The following is a 19901-nucleotide window of genomic DNA, read 5'->3' as shown; positions in this document are numbered from 1 at the left end:
CGGCCCCCTATGGCCCGCCCGCCGGCGGCCCGCTTCCCTACGGCCAGCAGCCGGCATTCGGCCAGCCGCCGGTGTACGGCCAACAGTCGGTCCAGCAGCCGGGGCCACCGATGTTCACGCCGACTGGGCCACCCCGACGCCCGTGGCTGCGGCCCCTCATCGGCATCGGCGCCTTTGTCGCGGTCGCGGCCGGGTACGGGGTGCTGAGCCTGATAGCCGACGACGGCAAGCCACCGGCGGAGACCGCCCGAGACGCGGTCCCGGGGGACTGTCTGGAGAATCGCGGCACGCACTCCGATCCCGTGCTGTTCACCATCCCCTGTAGCGACGCCAAGGCCGACTACAAGGTGATGTTCAGCGCCACTCGCCAAGGGAAGTGCCCGGCCGAATTCGACCAATACACCGAGCGCGGCGGCCGGTTGGGAGATGTCACGCTGTGCCTGACCCGGGTGAAGCACTAGCTACGGGGCCGACAGGGGATTCCCGTCAGCCTCCCCCTCCCGAAGGAAGGTAGGCCCATCGATGGTTGTGCCGAGCGTGCTCGCCGTGTTCGCTCACCCGGACGACGAGTCGTTGTCGGCGGGTGGCGTGCTCGCCCGTCACTCGGCCGCGGGCGCGCGTACCGCAGTCGTCACGGCGACCTGGGCCGCGGACACGCCGCGCGCCGCGGAGCTGGCCGAGGCGCTGCGGATCCTCGGTGCCGGCGAGCCGCGGATGCTGGGCTACGCCGATGCGCGCGTTCCGCAGTCGGCCCCGGGCTGCGCCCGGTTCTGCGACGCGCCGCTCGACGAGGCGGTGCGGCGCAGAGTGCCGTACCACTCGGAGTGCCGCACCACCAGTCCGTTTGCAGGTTCACCATCCCGGGAGCGCCCATCGATGCCAAACCTCATGCCGGCGCTGCCTTCGGGTTACGAGGCGCGCCCTGCGACTGCTGACGACGTTCCTGCGATCCACCGCCTGGTCGCCGCCTGCGAGCGCGAGCTGAACGGACGCGTACACGCCGATCCCGGCGGCATCGCCGCCGACCTCAGCAGACCGGGCATGGTCATGGAGCGGGACACGGTGCTGCTCCACGATCAGGCGGGGCAGCTGGCCGCCTGGGCCTGGGTGAACCGGCGCTCGGAAGTGGATGTCCACCCCCGGCACCGGGGCCGCGGCCTGGGTGCCGCACTGCTGGACTGGGCCGAGACCCGGGCCCGGCAGGCGGGTGACGAACGCCTGGTCCAGACCGTGCCGGACAAGGACACACCGGCCACTGCGCTCCTACGCTCCCGCGGATACGAACGGTGGCCCCGACCTGTTGAGGGCCCCAACTCTGCGCCTTCGCAAGGTCTTTGACGACAGCCAGCAGCTGTTTTGCTGACGGGCCCTGCCGTGGCAGGTGCGGTGCTGCGCTGTCCCGGAGCGTCGGCAGCGTGCGTGAGGTCAGTCTTCGGGGAGCCGCGGCGGCGCGGGTGTCAGCCCGTCCAGGGTGAGGTCGAGGAGGCGCTCGGCTTGGTCTCGTTGCTCGGGCTTCGCCGAGGTGAGCGCGATACCGGCCAGGGCGGCGAACATGTCGGTCGGGCGGATGTCGGAGCGGAGGGCGCCGGCGGCGACACCGGCCTCCATGAGGGTGGAGAGGGAAGTCTGGATCATCTCGTGGCTGTGGGCGTAGGGATCGGTACCCGAGGCAACGACGGCCCGTAGGGCGTCGGCCATGCCCAGTTTGGCGGTGGCGTAGTCGATGAAGCGGCCCATCCAGGCGCGCAGTGCCTGCCGCGGCGGCATCGTCGCCAAGAGGTCGGGGATCGCTTCGCACAACCGGGCCAGTTCGTTGCGGTAGGCGGCCTCGATCAGGATTTCCCGGGTCGGGAAGTTGCGGTAGAGGGTTCCGGTCCCCACGCCCGCCTCCTTGGCGATGCGTTCGAAGTGGGCGTCGAGTCCCTCCTCGGTGAACACGCGCACCGCGGCAGCCAGGATCTTCTCCCGGTTGCGCTGTGCGTCGGCCCTCAGCGGACGCCCCGTCTCCCGTGCCATCGGCGGCTTGCTCCTTCATCCTCGTTTGCGAAGTGGAGGCGCGTCCACTTAAGGTCGATTAACTGGCGGCGCCTCCAGTTTCAGCTTAGGTCATGCGCCTTAGGTCATGCGCCGCACCCACTCCGCTTCGGAAGGACCAACCGTGTCGGGAATCGAAGGCAAGGTCGTCGTCATCACGGGCGCCAGCAGCGGGATCGGAGAGGCGACTGCGCTGCTGCTCGCCGAGCGGGGCGCGAAAGTGGTGCTCGGGGCGCGCCGGCCGGAGCGTCTTGAGGCGCTGGTCGCCCGCATCGAGGAGGCCGGCGGACAGGCCGCCTGCGCGCGCACGGACGTGAAACGCCGCGAGGACCTGTCCGACCTGGTCGACCTGGCCTGCGACCGGTACGGCAGGATCGACGTCCTGGTCAGCAATGCCGGGATCGGCCTGATCTCCCCGCTGGACGAGCTGCGCGTCGAGGACTGGGAGGAGATGATCGACGTCAACCTCAAGGGCGTCCTCTACGGGATCGCGGCGGCGCTGCCCGTCTTCCGGGAACAGGGCTTCGGACACTTCGTCAACACCGTCTCCACCGCCGGACTGCGCGTCGTACCGCTCCAGGCGGTGTACGCCGGCACCAAGAACGCCGTACGCACCATCTCCGAGGGCCTGCGCCAGGAAGCAGGCGACAGCCTGCGCGTAACGGTCGTCTCACCAGGCATCACGCGCACCGAGTTCGCGGAACCCATGGCACCGGAGATGAAGGCCCAGGTCCTCGACAGCATGGGCAGGATCGCGATTCCGCCGGACGCGATCGCCCGCGCCATCGCCTTCGCCGTCGAGCAGCCGGCCGGCGTCGACGTGGGCGACATCGTCGTCCGCCCCACGGCCCAGAACTAGGCGTTCTGCCTCCCGGGCCACGGGGCAAGGGCGTCGGCCGCGGCGGTCCCGGTGTGCGTGCCGTCGCGGCGTTGCGGGTCACCGGCGGCCGATGGGCGCGGTTCGAAGACCCGCGCCACGATCCACCTCCTCGAACACCGCCGACGCCTCCGCGGCGGTGCCCAACGCCCAACGCCGGGTACTGAGCAACGCCAAGACCACGATGCCGACGCCCAGCCCGACCACCATCCACCACATGCCCTGCGCCGCGCCGGTGAACGCGGTCCCGCTGTGGGGCGCGGCCGATCCCACGATGGTTCCGGAGATCGCGACGCCCAGGGTGGTGCCGGTCTGCCGCCCGGCGGAGGCCAACGAGGTGGCCACCCCGGCCATCGAGCGGGGCATTCCGGAGACCGCCGTGTTGGTGATCGGCGGGTTGACGGTGCCGAGGAAGACGCCGAACAGCAGGTAGATCGCCAGCACGGTCGGCAGTGGGGTGGTCGGTGTGAGCCGGAGGGACGCGCCGCCGCCCAGGGCAAGGGCGGCTCCCGCGACCGCCAGCGGCAGTGCGGGGCCGCGCGCGGCGATCAGGCGGCCGGTGACCGGGGAGAGCACCACGACCAGCGCACCGACCGGGAGTAGGCACAGCCCGGCCGCCAGCGCCGACATGCCCCGCACATCCTGTAGGTACTGGGTGGTGAGGAAGAGGAACGCGCCGAACCCGCACAGTGCGAACAGCGCCATCACGATCGCCGAGCTGAACGGAACGCTGCGGAACAGGCGCAGCTCCAGCAGTGGATCGACGCGGCGCGGTTCGTAGCCGAGGATGCCGAGCACGCTGAGCACGGCCACGGTGAGCAGGCCGAGGATGACCGGCGAAGCCCAGCCCAGCCGCTCGGACTCGATGATGGCGAAGACGACGCTGCCCAGTACCAGAATCATCAGGATCTGGCCCACCGGATCGAACCGGCGCGCCCGGGTGGCGCGGGACTCGGGTACGAACAGCGCAGTGCACACCATCGCGGCGGCCACGATCGGCACATTGATCCAGAAGATGGCCTGCCAGCCGAAGCCGTCGACCAGGGCACCGCCGAGGATCGGCCCCAGAGCCAGCGACAGTCCGGCCATCGAACCGAACACCCCGATGGCCCTGGCCCGTTCGGCAGGGTCCGGGAAGGTGGTGGCGACGATCGCCAGCGCCACCGGGTTGAGCATCGTGCCACCGACGGCCTGCACTGCACGCGCCGTGATCAGCCAACCGACGCTCGGCGCCAGACAGCACAGCAGTGAGCCCAGCCCGAAGGCGGCCAGGCCGACCAGGAAGATGCGCCGACGGCCGACCCGGTCCGCGGTGGAGCCGGCCAACACCAGCAAGCTGGCCAGCACCAGGGTGTAGGCGTCGACGGTCCACTGCAAGCCGGTCTCCGAGGCGTGCAGGTCACGACGGATCGACGGCAGCGCGACATTGACGACGGATATGTCCATCACCACGACGATCATGCTGGCGCAGCAGATCGCGAGCACCAGGAGTCGGCGACGCCGGCTGAGTTCAGGCATGCGGGTCCCATCGCTAGGCATGTTGACGATCGGCCGTGAGAGATACGCGGCCACTGACCCGAAGCTAGGATTTAGAGCGTGGTCGAAGTCAATCAGCAGCTGGAATCCAGCCCCGCCCAGCCCGGACCGCAGGCGGGCCTGAGCATCGGCGAGGCCGCCCGTCGGACCGGCGTCAGCGTGCACACCCTGCGCTACTACGAACGCGTCGGACTGGTCGTCACCCCCGTCGACCGCACCCACGGCGGCCGGCGCCGATACCACCAACTCGACCTGGAGTGGATCACCATCTGCACCAGACTGCGGGCGACCGGCATGCCCATCAAAGGCATCCGCCGCTACGCCGAACTCGTCGCGGCAGGCCGGGGCAACGAAGTCGAGCGCTTGGACGTGCTGGAGTCGCACCGCGACCAGGTGCTCGCCGACATTGCCGAACTCCAGGAGAACCTGAAACTCATCAACCGCAAGATCGACGTCTACCGCGGCCGACTCGCCGCGGGCGACGCCGACCAGCTATGGGCGCCACACCGACCACCGGGTGCCCACTGAGCAACCCCCTCAGGCTGCAAGGTCAGTCCGGTTGGGCGACCGTGATCGGCTTACGGAACCCTGCGTCCGGCGCGCCGTGCCCCGCCGCCGTCCCGTGCGCCTTGGCTTCGGCCTTCGCCTCGGCCGCGTACTTGTCGATGTACTCCTGCTCCGACAGCCTCATGATCGCGTACATGATCTCGTCCGTGACCGCCCGCAACACCTCGCGGGACTCCTCCATCCCCTCGTAACGGGAGAAGTTCAGTGGCGCCCCGAATCGGATCGTGAGCGGGGTGAGCCGGGGCAACCGCTGCCCCGCCGGCTGGGCTTCGAACGTGCCGATCACCGCGCAGGGGATCACGGGAGCACCCGACCGCAGCGCCATCGCGGCCACCCCGACCTTGCCCTTGTACATCCGCCCGTCGTGCGAACGCGTCCCTTCCGGGAAGATGCCGAGCAACTCGCCCGAGCGCAGCACCTTCAGACCCGCCTCGACCCCGGCCTGCCCCGCGCCCTTCCCCGAGCGGTCCACCGGGATCTGCCCACAGCCACGGAAGAATCCGCGGGTCAGCGCGCCTTTGATGCCCCGGCCGGTGAAGTACTCCTTCTTGCACAGGTAGGTGAGCCTGCGTCTGGTCACCGTCGCCGTCAGGAACTGGTCGCAGAACGACAGGTGGTTGCCCGCAATGACCGCCGGGCCCGTCTGCGGGATGTGCTCCATGCCCTCCACCCGCAGTCGGAAGAACCACCGGAACAACGGCACCAACAGCACGACCCTGACGAACCGGTAGAGCATGACAGCGATCCCTCCCTCATGACCCCCGTCCCTGCTGAGCTTGCGCCGAGGCACAGTACTTGTTGGTAGGGATCACGGGGGAGAGTGCCGATTGAGCCAAACCGCAGGGTCGACGAGGGTGGAGAAGGAAGGGTGGACGCGGAGCCCCGGGGCGGGGGAGAGGGGCGTGCGGCATGTCGTGCACCGAAGAGCGTGCGCACTGATCGGCGCCAGTACGGCGACCGCGGCCGATGGTGCGAAGGCGATGACTCATAAAGAAGCAGGTTTCCCACACAGGCTGCCGGAGCTCTCATGAAGCTCCATCAGCGACCGGACACAACGGTCACATCCGTTGAGGTGCTCCTCAACACCGCGTCGGCCCCGAGCTCCCAACGAGCGGCGCACATAAGCCCCCAACTTTGAGGCGCACTTACGACACTCCCGCCCCACCTCCTGCTCCGACAGATGTGCCTGGAGATACTCCTTACGGAGCCCCTCACGAGCCCGGCAAGCCAACGCAGCGGTCGCATTCGCCGACAACCCCAGGCTTGGCCCCACCTGCGCCGGACTCTCCCCTTCCACCTCGGTATGCCACAGCACGGCTCGCCAACGCTCGGGCAGAGCGGCAAAGGCCCGCCCCACCAGCGACGCCTCCAGTTCCGCCAACACCGGGTCCTCGAAGGGGACCAGGGCCGCATACATCTCCATCTCCGGCGTGGGCGTGGCCTGCTTCCCCCTCGCCACAGCAGCGACGGCAATGCGCCGCACCACCGTCAACACATACGGCAGGAACGCCTCCCGCGGACCGTGACCGGCCCGGATCACGCCGAGCACGTTGGCGAAACTCTCAGAAACGATGTCCTCGGCGTCAGCCGCACTGCCCGCGTAGAGACGCGCCAGACGACAAGCCGACGCAAAATGCCGCTCGTACAGAACGGCGAAGGATTCATCGTCCCCGCCCCGAGCGCGCACGATGAGTTCGCCATCGGGCAGTCTCCCCGGTTCACCAGTCCCCAGCTCCCCAAGGTCCCCGGGCTCCGGATTCCTTGCCATGGTCCCCAATCCTCGCCAACCGGCTGCACTGGCCGCGTGGTGATCAGCTGCAACTCGCCCGCTCGGGAGACAGGATCGTCAGCGCATTATCCGGGCACGAGAGTCGCCTGACTCGACCAACTCGGAGTGCGTAAATGCTATTCACCCGGCAGTGCGAGTTCGCACCAGACGGTCCTTCCGCCGTGCGCGGGTGGGTAATGACCCCAGGCGCGACTCAGGGTACGGATCAGCTGTAGTCCGCGGCCGAACTCCTCATGTGGTGCGGCAACGCGCAGCTGTGGACGTAGCCCTTTCGAAGCCGGATCCCAGACCTCGATGAACAGCCCACCATAAAGGCGCATCCTGCGCACCGTCAGCAAGATCCGCTGCCCATTTCCGCAAGCCGAGCGCTCGGCAGTCGGACTGCCGTGCCTGACGGCGTTGGAGACCAGCTCGGAAGTCAGCAGGGCGGCGGTTCCACCTATTTCGCCGAGACCCCAGCGGTTCACTACGCCGATCACGAAGCGACGTGCCTTGGGAACCACTTCGGGAACGGGAGTCATCACCAGTTCGAGAAGCCCTCGTTCGCGTTGGGGCACTGCCACGAAGGGCGAGGCTCCGGCGAGCACCGTCGTCGTGGTGTGGCGCTCGGCGGGCTCCGGAGGTTCTTTCCGCACGGCTTCGGCCGGTCGGTGTCGGGGGGTGGCCATAGGCACTCCATGGCTCGCGATCGCAGCAGGGCGCTTCCCTGCCCAGCACGTCACCGTAAGCACGTTCGGTACCCAGAGGAACTGCCACATTGCACATACGGGACCAGCGGGGGGAGCACACTGCACAGCCGCCAGGACCGGTCCGTCGATGAAGGCCGGCCCGGCGGACGCGACCAGCAGTGCACCTTGCACGGGCGGAGGCGTCGCCCCTGGCACATTGCCCACTGCATCAGACCTGGCTGCACCCCTACGATTTGAGAGTTCCCGGTCAATTCGGCCGACTCCGGCGCATACGTGCGCTGCGTCGGTCACTTCAAAGCGGAGCAGCGGTCTCTTTGGAAAATCGAGCTCGGCATCGTGAATCGGTCGGACACGATGATTACGCGCTGGAGCGCATTCCCCCCGAAAGCCAGTACCCGTGGTGGCCCATGGCCATCCAACGATTCGGCCAGCTTTCTGCTCTGTTCCAGTTCTTCATCGGCGCCACTCTCGGCCTGGGGATGTCCTTCCGCAACGCTTTTCTCGCCCTGACCTTCGGTGCGCTGGTCCTGGAGGTGGTGGCGGTGTTCACCGGCATCATCGGACAGCGGGAGGGCCTGTCCACGTCCGTGCTGGCCCGCTGGACCGGCTTCGGGCAAGGTGGCTCGGCGCTCATCGGGCTGGCGATCGCCATCAGCCTGGTTGGCTGGTTCGGCGTCCAGAGTGCGATCGCGGCCCGGGGTCTGGTGGACCTGATCGGTGTCCTGCCCGAGTGGGCGTGGTCGTTGGCGTTCGGACTCGCGGTCACCGCGATCGTCGTACACGGCTTCCGGTGGATGGCCTGGACGGCGTGCATCGCCGCGCCCGCGATGCTCGCGCTCGCCGGGTGGTCCATCATCACCGAGCTCTCCCGGTATTCCCTCGAAGATCTCGTGACGTCGGCGCCCACCGGGCCGTCGATCTCGCTCGCCGAGGGGACGGTGCTGGTGGCCGGAGGCTTCATCATCGGCAGCATCGTCGCGCCGGACATGACGCGCTTCAACCGCTCGACGTCCGACATCGTCAAGCAGACCGTCGTGGGGATCGCCCTGGGCGAATACGTCATCGGCCTCATCGGGGTACTCCTCGCCCATGCGCTCCGCACCACGGACGTGGCAGCCAACGTGACCACCACCTCGGGTGCGATCGGCCCGCTGGTCATCCTTGCGGCGACAGTGAAGATCAACGACTGGAATCTGTACTCGGCGTCGCTGGGTGTCGTGAACTTCGCCCATACCGTGCTCGGCCGCAGGATCGACCGGGCTCTGACGACCATCGGGCTCGGGGTGCTGGGCAGCGTCCTGGCCGCGGTCGGGGTCCTCGACCGGTTCACCGATTTCCTCGCCCTGTTGGGAGTTGCCTTCCCACCCGTCGCCGGGATCATGATCGCCGAGTACTTCGTGGTTCGGGCCTTCGCGGGCGAGTTGGCGGTCGGCGTCGAGGCCGGCAGGGAAGCCCGGGACCTGCCCGAGTCCTCTCCCAGATGGGTTCCCGCCACCTTGCTGGTCTGGCTGGTCGCGGCGCTCGTGGGCAAGTACGTCGTCTGGGGTCTCGGCTCGCTCAACGCCCTCGTCGTGGCATTCATCCTGTATGCGGCGCTGGGGAAGCTGGGACTCGTACGTTCCGTCGGCCGCAGCAGGCGAGAAGAGGGACTGGTCCCCGCTCCCGCGGCAAGTCACTGACCGAGGAGTACTCACCTGATGCGGATCGGTATCGATGTCGGCGGCACGAACACGGACGCCGTACTCATGGACGGCGACGCGGTGCTCGCCGAGGCCAAGGTCACCACGACACCCGATGTGACCAGCGGAATCGTGCAGGCCGTACAAGCGCTACAGGATCTTCGGGCCTTCGACCCCGGTGCACTCACCGGCGTGATGCTCGGTACGACCCACTTCATCAATGCGATCGTCGAGGGGCGTGACCTGGCTCCCACCGCCGCCGTACGTCTGGGACTGCCGGCCACCCAGTCGCTGCCACCGCTGGTGGGATGGCCAAAGGACCTGGTGTCCGCCATCGGCGGCCACACCTATCTGTGCCACGGCGGATACGAGTACGACGGCCGTGTCATCTCCGAGCTCGTCCCCGATGAGTTGCACAAGATCGCCGACGATCTCGCCGCGAAGAAGGTGCGCTCGGTCGCCGTCACGTCCGTCTTCTCCCTCGTCAACCCCGAGTTCGAGTGCCGGGCCGCGGAGATCCTCACCAGGCGGCTGCCGGGCCTGCGGGTGAGCCTCTCTCACGAGCTCGGTCGCACCGGCCTGCTGGAGCGGGAGAACGCCACTGTCCTCAACGCGGCGCTCGGAGAGTGCGCGGAGCGGATCTGCGACGGCATGGTGACGACCCTGCGCGCCGTCGGCCTGCACGCCCCGCTGTACCTCAGCCAGAACGACGGCACTCTCATGGGAGTGGACTACGCGCGCCAGTATCCCGTCATGACGTTCGCGTCCGGCCCGACGAACTCGATGCGCGGTGCCGCGTACCTCTCCGGTGTCGACGATTGTGCCGTCGTCGATGTCGGGGGCACCACGACAGATGTGGGCATGCTGCACCACGGGTTTCCGCGTGAGGCGAGCACCGAGGTGAGCGTGGGGGGTATCCGGACGAACTTCCGTATGCCCGACGTGCTGTCCCTCGGTATCGGCGGGGGCAGCGTGGTTCGGCAGCACGGTTCGGCCGTGCGCGTCGGACCGGACAGCGTCGGATACCGACTACAGGACGAGGCCCTCGTGTTCGGGGGGCAGACCCTGACCGCTACGGATCTTGTCGTCGCTGCGGGCATCGCGGAGATCGGGGAGCCGGAGCGGGTGGCGTCCTTGGACCGTGGCCTTGTCACGGCGGGGCTCGCCTACGCAAGGGAGCAGATCACGGGAACGATCGACCGGATACGGACCAGCAAGGCTCGCATCCCTGTCGTCCTGGTGGGTGGCGGCGGGTTCCTACTGCCCGATGAGCTTCCCCTGGCGTCCTCGGTTCTCCGGCCGGACCACTTCGCCGTCGCGAATGCGGTCGGCGCCGCAATCGCCAAGATCAGCGGCGATGTGGATCGCATCTTCGCGGTACAGCCCGGACAGCGGGACAGCACCCTCGACATTGCCAAGCAGGAGGCCATCGACCGGGCCCTGATCGCCGGTGCGGCCCCCGGGACAGTGGAGATCGTCGAGCTCGAGGAGATCCCCCTGGCCTATCTCCCGGGCAATGCGACGCGGATCAGGGTGAAGGCTGTGGGTGACCTTGCGCCCGACACGTCCGAGGACTTCACTCCGGCTCACCTTCGCGGAGTCCGCTGATGTCCTGGTACCTCACCCCCGCCGACCTGTCGGATCTCGCCTGGGGAGCCTCGCTGCTCGGGGCCGGTGGCGGAGGTGACCCGTATCTGGGGAAGAGCCTGGTTGCCGGTGCGCTGGCCGCAGCCACAGCCACAGGGCGGGTTCAGGTCCTTGATCCCGATGAGCTCGACGACGACAGTCTCGTTGTCACCACAGGGATGATGGGAGCACCCACGGCGCTCGTGGAGAAGCTGCCGAGCGGCAACGAAGCGTCGCTCGCTCTACGCGCGCTGGAGCGCCATCTCGGCCGACCTGTCACCGCCACGATGCCTTCTGAGTGCGGGGGCATCAATTCGATGGTGCCCCTGCTCGCGGCGGCACAGCTCGGGCTGCCCGTCGTCGACGCCGACGGTATGGGCCGGGCGTTTCCCGAGTTGCAGATGACAACCTTCGGCGTCCGCGGTCTGCCGGGCTCGCCCGTGGCGGTCGCGGACGAGCGCGGCAGTGTGGCCGTTGTCGATACGGGATCCGACAACCGGCATCTTGAGAATCTGGTCCGCGGGCTTGCCGTTCGCATGGGCGGCGTGGCATCGACGGCGAGCTACGCCATGAGCGGTGCCGACGTACGACGCACGGCGGTGCCGCGTACCTTGAGCACGGCGACCCGGCTGGGGCGGGCGGTCAGGGAAGCGAACGAGAACCACGTCGACCCGTTCACGATGCTCGGCGAGACGCTCTGCCGCACGGTGTACCAGCAGGGCAGGGTCGTCTTCTCCGGCAAGGTCGTCGATGTGGACCGGCGTACCTCCGGGGGATTCGTCCGCGGTTCTGCCGGCATCTCCGCGGTCGGCACCACATCGGCATGCGAGCTCGTCTTCCAGAACGAGAACCTCGTGGCACGCGTTGACGGCCGAACCGTTGCGATCGTGCCCGATATCGTCACCGTGTTGCACGCGGAGTCCGGGGAACCGATCACCACCGAGAGACTGGCCTTCGGGCAGCGGGTGCGGGTGTTCGTGATCTCCGCACCAGTTCAGCTGTGTACCCCTGAGGCGCTGAAAGTCTTCGGACCGCGTGTCTTCGGCATCGACGAGGACTATCGGCCGGTTGTGCCGGTTCCCTGACGACCTCGCGCCTGGCTGTCCGCGCCACCGCCGACCACCCATGAGGCCATTGGCATATGTCATTTCGGTGGTCGACTGCTTCTGTGCGGTGACGGGAAGCATAATGACGCTATGGCGCAGATCACACTTGAGGACGTGCCAGCGCTCTCCAAGGCCGCGTCACTACTCGGTGCCGGCGGTGGCGGTGATCCGGAGTTGATAGTGCCCATGCTCCGGCGAGTGTTGCGGGAGCACGGTCCGGTCGAGGTGGTCGACCCTGCTCAGTTGCCACCCGGGAGCCTGACAGTGCCTGTCGGGGGCGCGGGCTCGGTCACGGTGATGCACGAGAAGCCGATGGAGGGCACTGAGTTCGTCCGTGCCTTTCGCGCGGTCGAGGGATACGTGGGGGTGAAGGCGCATGCTGTGTCCGCCGTGTGCATGGCCGGCATCATGGCCATGTTCCCGGTGGTCGCCGCCGCACAACTCGGACTTCCACTCGTCGATGCCGATGGCGCCTCACGGGGCACCACCAAACTCAGCCAGACCACGCTGACTCTGGCCGGGATCGACCTCACGCCTGCGGCGTTCGCCGACGACAAGGGAGCCAGCCTCCTGGTCGACGGAGTGAAGAGCGCCGATGCCGAGTTGATCGTCCGTCTGTCCATTCCCGCGATGGGCGGCTGGTCGATCCAGGCCTGGCGGCCGCTGTCCGTGGACGAAGTCGCCCGAGGGTTGATGGTCGGCTCGTACTCCATGGCGCTTGAGATGGGACGCCTGCTCGAAGCCGGCGACCGGGAAGGGCTGGCAGCGTGCTACGGGGCGCGGACCCTCTTCCACGGCAAGATCATCGAGGTGCCACGGCGGCACTTCGGCCAGTCGTCGGCGGGCAGCGTCGTCGTCGAGCACGCCGAGCAACCCGACCGTGCGCTGCGGATCGAGATGCAGAACGAGTTCCTCGTCGCGCTTGAGGACGGCCATGTCGTGGCCTGCGTGCCCGACTTGATCTGCGTCCTGGAACAGGAGACGGGTACGTGCTTGTTGGCGGAGCAGGTGCGCTACGGCCTCTGGGTTGAGGTGCTGGGAATTCCCTGCCAGCGCCCTTGGCGCAGTGCGGCCGGCCTCGACCTGCTCGGGCCGAGAGCCTTCGGCTACGACCTGGACTACGTGCCGCTGGACGAAGCGGTCAGGTGACGTCGTCATGGCGGCCGGTGACGGTCCGCACTCTCTGTGGTCTCGAAGGCCTGGCAGGTGCCCACCTCGCTGCTGGACATGGGGGGCTTGACCAGGAGGTTCACTCGATCGAGGTGGTCTCGAACCTGGCCAGCGCGGAATCGGTGAGTCGAGGCGCACTCGTGATCGCGGCTCCCGGGGAGACCGAGCTCGTCATCCTGGACATGATGCTCAGTGCCGTCCGCACGGCGGGTGCGGTCGGGTTCGTGGTGACGAGGGGCCCGCATATGGTCGGGTCCACCAGCCGCCTGGCGAACAAGCTGGGCATCCCTCTGCTCGTCGCCACGTTCCAAGATCCGGTGCAGTTGGCGCGGCAGCTCGACCGCGTCATCTACGCACCCGAACTGGTCCGCGCGGACGTGCTGAGCCAGCTCGGACGGCAGCTGAGTCGACGCCATACCGAACCCGGCCCGGTCCTCGATGTGTTGGCCCACTTGTTGAGTGCACGGGTGAGCCTGGTGTGCTCGGTCGGCACGGTCCTCTCGGGGAGCACCCTGGAGCTCCCGCAGGGCACCCTGACCGGCAGTACTCCGTACACAGTGCCTCCTGCCCCCGACAGCCCGGATGGCGACCTGGTGGTCGTGCCCATCACCCTCGACATCCAGTCAGGGCCGGACCTTTGGCTCGCCGTGCAACTGCCGCCGGGGCCCCCGACGCGGACCATCACCGCAGAACAGGCCGCGGTGCTCGCCGCCTCCGCGATCATCGTTTGGGCGGCACGGCGCCGGGTGGCGGGGGAGCGCGATGCCCGTGAACGCAGTGATCTGCTCTCCATGTTGTTGAAGAAGCCGAGCTGTCCGAACCGTGAGGTGGCAGAGGGCGGACTGAGGTTCGGCTGGCAGATCCACGGTTGGCACACCGGTGTCCACCTTCGGCTGCTGCGCTCCGCCCCGAAGCAACGGTTGCCGGATGTCCTGGATGCTGCACTGGTCGGACAGAGCTTGAACGGCCACCTTGTGGAGCGGACCGACGGATGGGCGTTCTGGGTCACGGACAAGGGCGAGCCGTCACGCCAGTCATCCGGGGACATAGTCAAGCCGCTGCGCGTCGCGCTCGCCTCCATTTCCGACGAGTTTCCGCTGATTGCCGGAGTGGGGCGTTCGCGTGAGGGCCCGGAGGGCCTGGCCACGACCCTCGCAGAGGCGCGCCAGGCCTGCCTGCTGGCGTCCACGGGAAAGCGGGGCGTGCGTGTCGCGCACATCGACGAGTTGGACCTTCAGCAGCTACTCGCCGACTGGTACAGCCTGGAGTCGTTCCAGACGTATGCACGGCAGATCCTCAAGCCGCTCTACGACCGTGGTGAAGCGGAGCTGATCCGGACCGTAGAGGCGTATCTTGAGCACGAGTCGTCCGCGTCGTCGACAGCCGCGCATCTGGGGATCCACCGCAATACCGTCGCGGAGCGGATCGCACGCGTCGAGAACCTGCTCGATGTGAACCTCGCGCTCCCCGACCACCGTCTCGTCGTGCAGCTGGCCTGCCGCACGCTGCGGTTCGGCGGTCGACGGTCCGCGGCCCGAGATCGACCTGCGGAGGGCACTCGGCCCCGATTCACCGATCAATAGCCGGTCGAGAGCCCGGACATGAGGGCGCGGATGCCCTCTGGCGTCGGCGGTCCCTGCCGTCTTCGACGAGCCGGCCCTGTGCGACGGGTCGCCTGGCCGGTCCACTGTCGGATCTGCGCTGACGGCGGTGCTCATGCGGGGGTTACCCCCACCCCCAAGTGGTGGCCCGCCGGATGGGCAACGGCATCTGTCTGCGGCGATCGTGTCCTATACGGGTTCTCCGGTCACCCGGCGGCGACGACTCAGACACGCAGTGCCGAAGTCGACCGTGCGTCAGGCGTTCCGGAAGACCAACCGAAGGACCATAGAGGGGGAACAGTGAATCGTCCCATGGAGCGCGCGCTTTCGCGCCGTACGCTGCTGGCCGGCGCGGCGGCAGCCGGTGCGGGAGTCGTGTGGGGAGCCACCGGAAGGGCCGTCGCCGGCGGGCGGGGACTGCCGGTCGCGCAAGGGGCGGTGGATGCCGAGGTGGCGCGCCTGGAGCGGGGCCTGATCGAGCTGCGGCGGGACATCCACCGGCACCCCGAGGCGCCGGGGCAGGAGCAGCGCACCGCCGGTGTGGTGGCCCGGGAGCTGCGGGCGGCCGGGCTGACCGTCACCACCGGGGTGGGCGGCAACGGCGTCGTCGGCGTCCTGCGGGGCTCGCGTCCGGGCCGGACCGTCGCGTACCGGGCGGACATGGACGCGGTGCCGCCCAAGGACATCGTTGGCGGCGGTCAGGCGGTGGCCCATCTGTGCGGGCACGACGTCCACACCGTTGTGGCGCTCGGTGTCGCACGGGTTCTGGCGCGGCTGCGGCGGCAGCTGCACGGAACGGTGGTGTTCCTCTTCCAGCCCGCCGAGGAGGCGCTGACCGGGGCCCGTGCGGTGATCGACACGGGCGTGCTGGAGCGCACCGGCATGGAGGAGATCCACGCGCTGCACTGCGGACCGTTCCCCGTCGGCCAGTTCGCCGTGACCGCGGGCTATGGGCTGCCGGGCCAGGACAAGGCCGAGGTGACTCTCCAAGGGCCGGACGCGCCCGATGCCGCGCGACGACTGGCCGCCGACATCGGCGCGCTCGCCACGGTGGCACCGCCGCAGACGCCCGCGGACATCGAGCGGATGATCGCCGACGCCCAGACGCCCAACGGGCCGCTGGCCCGGTTCGTGGCCATCCGGGCCCGAGCGCAGGAGGCCACGGTGAGTGTGTCCTACCGCTGCTGGCCGCAGGAACGGTACACGGAGGTACGCGAGAACATCCGCCGACTGGCCGCGTCATACACGGGGGCCGCGGTGAGCTTTCCCGCCGAGCCGTTCCCGGCCATGGTCTGCCCAGAGCGCGACGGTCGCATGCTCGCCCACCACCTGCGGCGAACACTCGGCGGAGACGCGGTCACCGAACTCCACGCCGCCTTCCCTCCGTTCAGCGGCGAGGACTTCGCGCTCTACTTGAACCGCGTCCCCGGCACCTACACCTTCCTCGGAGTCCGTGCCCCGAACGCACCCATCACCACCAGCTACCCCCACTACCCCGAATTCGCCCCGGACGAGCGGGCCATCGGCCACGGCGTACGAGCAATGGCAGGCTGGCTCGCGGAGCGGGCCCACGGGGCGACGGCGTAGCGCCTGCCCGGGGCCCGGCTGCTCGGGTATGTCCGGCATTATGAGCCGAACTGACCGGATCAGAGGCGTGGCTCTGAAGTCCTCCCAATTGCATGCCAGTTGACGTGCTCGGCTGCGGGATCACATCCCGCAGCCGCGTCGCGGGGGAGCGGCCGGTTTGCAGTTGTCGACTCCGGCCGCCGTCCGAGGCCGGTCAGCTGCCGGAGGCCGACCGGCCGGCGCGCCGGGACCGAATCTGCCTCAGGCCGAGGGGTCCCCGATGAAGTCGAGCAGGTCCTGGTTGAGTTCATCGGCGTGGGTGATGAAGATGCCGTGACCCGCTCGTGGGTACTCCTTGTAGACGTTGTCCGGCACGATCTTTGCCAGCCGTCGCCCGCTGAGTTCGATGAGGGCGGAGGCGTCGGCGTCACCGTGGATGATGAGGGTCGGCACCTGGAGTGCGCCGGCCTCCTTGCGCAGGTCGGTGCAGAATCCCGTTTTGAGCACCTCGACGGCCGCCTTGGCCGAGCAGTCGAGGCATCTCTGCACCGTCCACTCGATGAGCTCGGTGGAGATCTTGTTGCCCAGATGCGTTGCGAAGAATGCCTGTGCGTTCTGGGCCATCCATCTCGGGCGGTCTGCGGTCCGCTCCGCCAGCACGGCATCGAAGATGCTCTGATCGATCCCTTCCGGGTTGTCCGGTGTCCAGATCATCAACGGTGCGGTGACCGCGAGCATTACCACCTTGCTCACCCGGTCGTAGCCGTGGCGGGACAGGTATCGGATCACCTCGCCACCGCCCATCGAGTGCGCCACCAGGGTCACGTCGCGGAGGTCGAGGCGATCGAGCAGCGCCGCGAGGTCATCGGCGAGGGTGTCATAGTCGAAGCCGTGACCGACCCAGTCGGAGCGGCCGTGCCCCCGCTTGTCATAGGCGACGCAGCGCAGGCCCCGTTCCGACAGCGGGAGCATCTGGAACTCCCAAGAGCTGCTGCTGAGCCAGGCCCCCGTCACGAACACCACCGGCTTGCCCTGTCCCCAGTCGGTGTAGAAGAGGCTTGTTCCGTCGGAGCCTTCGAAGTACGGCATGTGGGAATCCTTCCTAACTGATGAGGTTTTGCTGTGCTGTGCCAACTCTCGTTCACTGGAGATCACTTCGTCTATTACTTCGGAGGTAACGCTTGCCGCGAGCACCCTCACGGCAAGGTGCGCCGGACAGTGTGTGGGGCGCCTCGCGTACGGCGGCGCGCTCAACAGCTGCGTGCCGGCCCCCACATCCAGGCGATAGAAAGGGAGTTGAGAGCGGACAAAGCCCCGTCGACCGCGCCGGGACAGGCAGCCGGTACCACCTGATCACCGACACCATCGGCATCCCGCTCACCTCCACGCTGCAACAAGTGCCTTGGCTGACTCGGAACTTGGAACTTGGAGTTTGGAGTTTGGGGCTTGGGACTTAGGTCTGGGCGGCAAGGAGGGAGCGGAAGGTCCGCGCGGGCCGACCGGTGAGGCGCTGGACGGTGTCGGTGATGCGGTCCTCCGACCCGTCGGCGATGGCACGGTCCATGCCGGCCAGTATCGCGGCGAACTCGGTCGGCATCAGTGCCGTGAGGCGGTCGCGCAGCTGCTCGTAGGACAGCCGGTGGTGGACTACGGGCCGACCGGTGACCTCGGTGATGATCGTGGCGATGTCGTCGTAGCTGAGCGCTTCCGGTCCGGTGAGGACGAGATCGGTGTTGGGGGCCTGCTCGTCGGTCAGGGCGTGGACGGCGACGGCTGCGATGTCCTCGGCGTCGACGAAGCCGACCCGGCCGTTCCCGGTGGCGGTCAGGATGGTGTCGTCCTCACGGATGCTCAGGGCGTGGGTGTGTGTGCCGGTGAAGTTCTGCATGAACCATGAGGGCCGCAGTACTGCCCACTGTTCGAAGAGTTCGGGCAGGGCCTGGTGCACCATTCCCACCGCCGGGCCGCCTTCGGGGATGGCCGAGGAGCTCAGGAGCACCGCGCGCCGCGTACCGGCGGAGCGGGCCTGATGGAGGAAGGGCAGCATGATCGCTGCCGGGTCGGAGTCGCCCAGGGGCGGTATGAGGTAGACGCGGTCGACTCCGTCGAGGGCGGCCGCGTGGGTGCCGGGGTCGTACCAGTCGAAGCGGACCGGCTCGGCGCCGGGCACCGGGCTGGCGTGACGGCTGGCGGCTTTGACTCGGTGACCGGCGGCCGTCAGCTGCGCGGCGGTGCGGCTGCCGGTGGTGCCGGTGGCGCCGATGACCAGGGTGGTGCCGGTGGCGGTCATCGGCTGCTCCCGGTGAAGTCGGTGCCGGGATCCAGTGCGGCGAGGGGGTTCCAGTAGTCACGGTAGGAGGTGAAGCGCCCGTCCTGAACGGTGACGACGGCGATGTAGGTCATGTCGAAGGGGCGGTCGGTCTCCGTCAGGCGGCCGACGCCGCGCATCTCGACCACGATGGTTTCCGGGTCGGTGGTCTGATGGATCCGCAGGGTGGGGAAGTCGTGCAGATCGATGTGGTCGGGGTACGGGCGCATATAGGAGGCAATGGCCTCCCTGCCCTCCAAACGCCTGGGCCAGCCGTCAGGGGCGAAGGGAAACTCCATGAGGCCGTCCTCGGCCCACAGGTCGACCCACGCGGGAATGTTCTTGTCCAGGAGCAATCGCAGGCTGTGGCGGTACAGATCCGCCGGAGAAGTCGGTGCGGACATGGGTGTCCCCCATCTCGTAGAATACGGACCCTGGGTCCGTTTTTGAAGATACGGACCTGGGGTCCGCTTTGCAAATGAGGAGCCGCATGCCCGAACGCAAGTCCCGCAAGGACGCCGTCCGTAACCGGGAGGCCGTCCTCTCGGCCGCCGACGCCCTCTTCGCCCGATGCGAGAGTCCCGAGGACATCACCATGGCCGACGTCGCAGCCGCGGCCGGCGTAGGCAAAGGAACGCTCTTCCGGGCCTTCGGCGACCGCGCCGGGCTGCTCCGCGCGCTGTACGAGGCACGGCTCGAACCGATCAGGGAGGCCGTCGAAGCCGGCCCGCCGCCCCTGGGGCCCGCCGCTCCACCGCGGCAGCGCGTACCCGCCCTGCTCGACGCCGTCCTGTGCTTCAAACTCGACAACCGGCGCCTCGCGCTGGCCCTGGAGGAGAGTGGGGGCAGTAGTCCTTACCAGGCTGAGCATTACGAGCGGTGGCACCGCCTGCTCCAGACCGTACTGGAGCAGATTCCCGGCCTGACCGACAGCGACTTCACCGCCCATGCCCTGCTCGCCGCCACCCGAGCCGATCTCGTCGAGCACCTGGCCGGGCATGAGCGCGTGCCGCGCGAAGAAATGCGGGCGCAATTGGCGAACTTCACCAGCAGAGTCCTGGGATCTGGCCCGGCACAGGGACCGACCGCCGGGAGCTGATCGGGCATTGGGCGGGCCCTTGACGGGCGACGGACCTCTCGCGAATATCCGCGCGCCTTCGAGGTATTGCATCGCGGGCCGAGGATCTTCTGCCAACGCCCACGAAGGACACAGGCCGGGGCAGCCGGTAGCCGGCAGTCGACACCCGGCACCCGGCATCTCTGGCGCGGAACTCGCGGCCAGGCGGGCGGACATCCGGCTGGACCGCCAAGCTGTGGGGCTGAGATGCCCGGCCGACCTCGACCTGTGAGGTG

The 19901-nt window shown here is 68.4% G+C and carries 19 protein-coding genes; 11 read left to right on the top strand and 8 right to left on the bottom strand.

Annotation, left to right across the window (positions count from 1 at the left end):
• The first annotated feature begins 110 nt into the window (after positions 1 to 110).
• Together AB0C96_RS36005 and AB0C96_RS36000 are read left to right on the top strand one after the other, a co-directional pair.
• Positions 111 to 461, top strand: coding sequence for a hypothetical protein (locus AB0C96_RS36005; protein WP_362923536.1), 351 nt, complete (start codon positions 111 to 113; stop codon positions 459 to 461).
• Positions 462 to 522: 61 nt separating this feature from the next.
• Complete coding sequence (locus AB0C96_RS36000; protein ID WP_362923534.1) at positions 523 to 1338, top strand: GNAT family N-acetyltransferase; 816 nt, start codon at positions 523 to 525, stop codon at positions 1336 to 1338.
• Positions 1339 to 1425: 87 nt separating this feature from the next.
• On the opposite strand, the gene AB0C96_RS35995 is transcribed toward AB0C96_RS36000, so the two are convergent.
• Positions 1426 to 2016, bottom strand: a complete 591-nt coding sequence (locus AB0C96_RS35995; RefSeq protein WP_362923533.1) for a helix-turn-helix domain-containing protein — start codon at positions 2014 to 2016, stop codon at positions 1426 to 1428.
• Between the two features lie 142 nt (positions 2017 to 2158).
• Between AB0C96_RS35995 and AB0C96_RS35990 the strand changes: the two genes are divergently transcribed.
• Entirely contained in the window at positions 2159 to 2893 is a 735-nt protein-coding gene (locus AB0C96_RS35990) for an SDR family oxidoreductase (RefSeq protein ID WP_362923531.1), read from the top strand.
• Positions 2894 to 2971: 78 nt separating this feature from the next.
• Here the strand turns inward: AB0C96_RS35990 and AB0C96_RS35985 are convergent, their stop codons facing one another.
• Positions 2972 to 4429, bottom strand: coding sequence for a DHA2 family efflux MFS transporter permease subunit (locus AB0C96_RS35985; RefSeq protein ID WP_362923530.1), 1458 nt, complete (start codon positions 4427 to 4429; stop codon positions 2972 to 2974).
• A 78-nt stretch (positions 4430 to 4507) separates the two neighbouring features.
• Here AB0C96_RS35985 and AB0C96_RS35980 point away from each other — a divergent pair, with 78 nt between their 5' ends.
• A complete protein-coding gene (locus tag AB0C96_RS35980; RefSeq protein ID WP_362923528.1) occupies positions 4508 to 4975 on the top strand; it encodes a MerR family transcriptional regulator in 468 nt (155 codons plus the stop codon).
• 22 nt (positions 4976 to 4997) lie between these two features.
• On the opposite strand, the gene AB0C96_RS35975 is transcribed toward AB0C96_RS35980, so the two are convergent.
• The 3 genes from AB0C96_RS35975 to AB0C96_RS35965 all read right to left on the bottom strand — a co-directional run bounded on the left by AB0C96_RS35975 (position 4998) and on the right by AB0C96_RS35965 (position 7471).
• Positions 4998 to 5750, bottom strand: coding sequence for a lysophospholipid acyltransferase family protein (locus tag AB0C96_RS35975; protein WP_362923527.1), 753 nt, complete (start codon positions 5748 to 5750; stop codon positions 4998 to 5000).
• 249 nt (positions 5751 to 5999) lie between these two features.
• On the bottom strand, positions 6000 to 6782 hold the full coding sequence (locus AB0C96_RS35970) for a sigma-70 family RNA polymerase sigma factor (RefSeq protein WP_362923526.1): 783 nt from the start codon (positions 6780 to 6782) through the stop codon (positions 6000 to 6002).
• A gap of 137 nt (positions 6783 to 6919) precedes the next feature.
• Positions 6920 to 7471: an ATP-binding protein gene (locus tag AB0C96_RS35965; protein WP_362923524.1), complete on the bottom strand. Its 552-nt coding sequence runs from the start codon at positions 7469 to 7471 to the stop codon at positions 6920 to 6922.
• Positions 7472 to 7650: 179 nt separating this feature from the next.
• Between AB0C96_RS35965 and AB0C96_RS35960 the strand changes: the two genes are divergently transcribed.
• The 6 genes from AB0C96_RS35960 to AB0C96_RS35935 all read left to right on the top strand — a co-directional run bounded on the left by AB0C96_RS35960 (position 7651) and on the right by AB0C96_RS35935 (position 16261).
• On the top strand, positions 7651 to 9171 hold the full coding sequence (locus AB0C96_RS35960; protein ID WP_362923522.1) for a cytosine permease: 1521 nt from the start codon (positions 7651 to 7653) through the stop codon (positions 9169 to 9171).
• An 18-nt stretch (positions 9172 to 9189) separates the two neighbouring features.
• Positions 9190 to 10779: a hydantoinase/oxoprolinase family protein gene (locus tag AB0C96_RS35955; protein WP_362923520.1), complete on the top strand. Its 1590-nt coding sequence runs from the start codon at positions 9190 to 9192 to the stop codon at positions 10777 to 10779.
• On the top strand, positions 10779 to 11882 hold the full coding sequence (locus AB0C96_RS35950) for a DUF917 domain-containing protein (RefSeq protein WP_362923518.1): 1104 nt from the start codon (positions 10779 to 10781) through the stop codon (positions 11880 to 11882). The genes AB0C96_RS35955 and AB0C96_RS35950 overlap by 1 nt, the downstream gene beginning before the upstream one ends.
• Positions 11883 to 11993: 111 nt before the next feature.
• Positions 11994 to 13052, top strand: a complete 1059-nt coding sequence (locus tag AB0C96_RS35945; RefSeq protein ID WP_362923516.1) for a DUF917 domain-containing protein — start codon at positions 11994 to 11996, stop codon at positions 13050 to 13052.
• A gap of 161 nt (positions 13053 to 13213) precedes the next feature.
• Positions 13214 to 14656 (top strand): helix-turn-helix domain-containing protein, encoded by a 1443-nt coding sequence (locus AB0C96_RS35940; protein WP_362923514.1) that lies wholly within the window; start codon positions 13214 to 13216, stop codon positions 14654 to 14656.
• Between the two features lie 330 nt (positions 14657 to 14986).
• Positions 14987 to 16261: an amidohydrolase gene (locus AB0C96_RS35935; RefSeq protein WP_362923512.1), complete on the top strand. Its 1275-nt coding sequence runs from the start codon at positions 14987 to 14989 to the stop codon at positions 16259 to 16261.
• A 240-nt stretch (positions 16262 to 16501) separates the two neighbouring features.
• On the opposite strand, the gene AB0C96_RS35930 is transcribed toward AB0C96_RS35935, so the two are convergent.
• The 3 genes from AB0C96_RS35930 to AB0C96_RS35920 form a co-directional block, all read right to left on the bottom strand.
• Positions 16502 to 17329, bottom strand: a complete 828-nt coding sequence (locus AB0C96_RS35930) for an alpha/beta hydrolase (RefSeq protein WP_362923510.1) — start codon at positions 17327 to 17329, stop codon at positions 16502 to 16504.
• Positions 17330 to 17693: 364 nt separating this feature from the next.
• The gene (locus AB0C96_RS35925) at positions 17694 to 18530 is read right to left on the bottom strand and encodes an NmrA family NAD(P)-binding protein (RefSeq protein WP_362923508.1); all 837 of its coding nucleotides are present in this window, start codon (positions 18528 to 18530) and stop codon (positions 17694 to 17696) included.
• A complete protein-coding gene (locus AB0C96_RS35920; protein WP_362923506.1) occupies positions 18527 to 18952 on the bottom strand; it encodes a nuclear transport factor 2 family protein in 426 nt (141 codons plus the stop codon). The genes AB0C96_RS35925 and AB0C96_RS35920 overlap by 4 nt, the downstream gene beginning before the upstream one ends.
• Before the next feature lie 86 nt (positions 18953 to 19038).
• Here AB0C96_RS35920 and AB0C96_RS35915 point away from each other — a divergent pair, with 86 nt between their 5' ends.
• A complete protein-coding gene (locus AB0C96_RS35915; protein ID WP_362923504.1) occupies positions 19039 to 19647 on the top strand; it encodes a TetR/AcrR family transcriptional regulator in 609 nt (202 codons plus the stop codon).
• The last annotated feature ends 254 nt before the right edge of the window (positions 19648 to 19901 follow it).

Origin of the sequence: Streptomyces sp. NPDC048506 (assembly GCF_040651315.1) — a bacterium.
In the GTDB taxonomy this organism is placed as follows: domain Bacteria; phylum Actinomycetota; class Actinomycetes; order Streptomycetales; family Streptomycetaceae; genus Streptomyces.
This window is presented reverse-complemented; position numbering and strand designations above follow the sequence as displayed.

Bases quoted from the DNA above. Each gene is read 5' to 3' on its own strand.
- AB0C96_RS35930 (WP_362923510.1), bottom strand. From the start codon at position 17,329: ATGCCGTACTTCGAAGGCTCCGACGGAACAAGCCTCTTCTACACCGAC.
- AB0C96_RS35915 (WP_362923504.1), top strand. From the start codon at position 19,039: ATGCCCGAACGCAAGTCCCGCAAGGACGCCGTCCGTAACCGGGAGGCC.
- AB0C96_RS35945 (WP_362923516.1), top strand. From the start codon at position 11,994: ATGGCGCAGATCACACTTGAGGACGTGCCAGCGCTCTCCAAGGCCGCG.
- AB0C96_RS35975 (WP_362923527.1), bottom strand. From the start codon at position 5,750: ATGCTCTACCGGTTCGTCAGGGTCGTGCTGTTGGTGCCGTTGTTCCGG.
- AB0C96_RS35935 (WP_362923512.1), top strand. From the start codon at position 14,987: ATGGAGCGCGCGCTTTCGCGCCGTACGCTGCTGGCCGGCGCGGCGGCA.
- AB0C96_RS36000 (WP_362923534.1), top strand. From the start codon at position 523: ATGGTTGTGCCGAGCGTGCTCGCCGTGTTCGCTCACCCGGACGACGAG.
- AB0C96_RS35955 (WP_362923520.1), top strand. From the start codon at position 9,190: ATGCGGATCGGTATCGATGTCGGCGGCACGAACACGGACGCCGTACTC.
- AB0C96_RS35965 (WP_362923524.1), bottom strand. From the start codon at position 7,471: ATGGCCACCCCCCGACACCGACCGGCCGAAGCCGTGCGGAAAGAACCT.
- AB0C96_RS35995 (WP_362923533.1), bottom strand. From the start codon at position 2,016: ATGGCACGGGAGACGGGGCGTCCGCTGAGGGCCGACGCACAGCGCAAC.
- AB0C96_RS35985 (WP_362923530.1), bottom strand. From the start codon at position 4,429: ATGCCTGAACTCAGCCGGCGTCGCCGACTCCTGGTGCTCGCGATCTGC.
- AB0C96_RS35925 (WP_362923508.1), bottom strand. From the start codon at position 18,530: ATGACCGCCACCGGCACCACCCTGGTCATCGGCGCCACCGGCACCACC.
- AB0C96_RS36005 (WP_362923536.1), top strand. From the start codon at position 111: ATGTTCACGCCGACTGGGCCACCCCGACGCCCGTGGCTGCGGCCCCTC.
- AB0C96_RS35950 (WP_362923518.1), top strand. From the start codon at position 10,779: ATGTCCTGGTACCTCACCCCCGCCGACCTGTCGGATCTCGCCTGGGGA.
- AB0C96_RS35920 (WP_362923506.1), bottom strand. From the start codon at position 18,952: ATGTCCGCACCGACTTCTCCGGCGGATCTGTACCGCCACAGCCTGCGA.
- AB0C96_RS35970 (WP_362923526.1), bottom strand. From the start codon at position 6,782: ATGGCAAGGAATCCGGAGCCCGGGGACCTTGGGGAGCTGGGGACTGGT.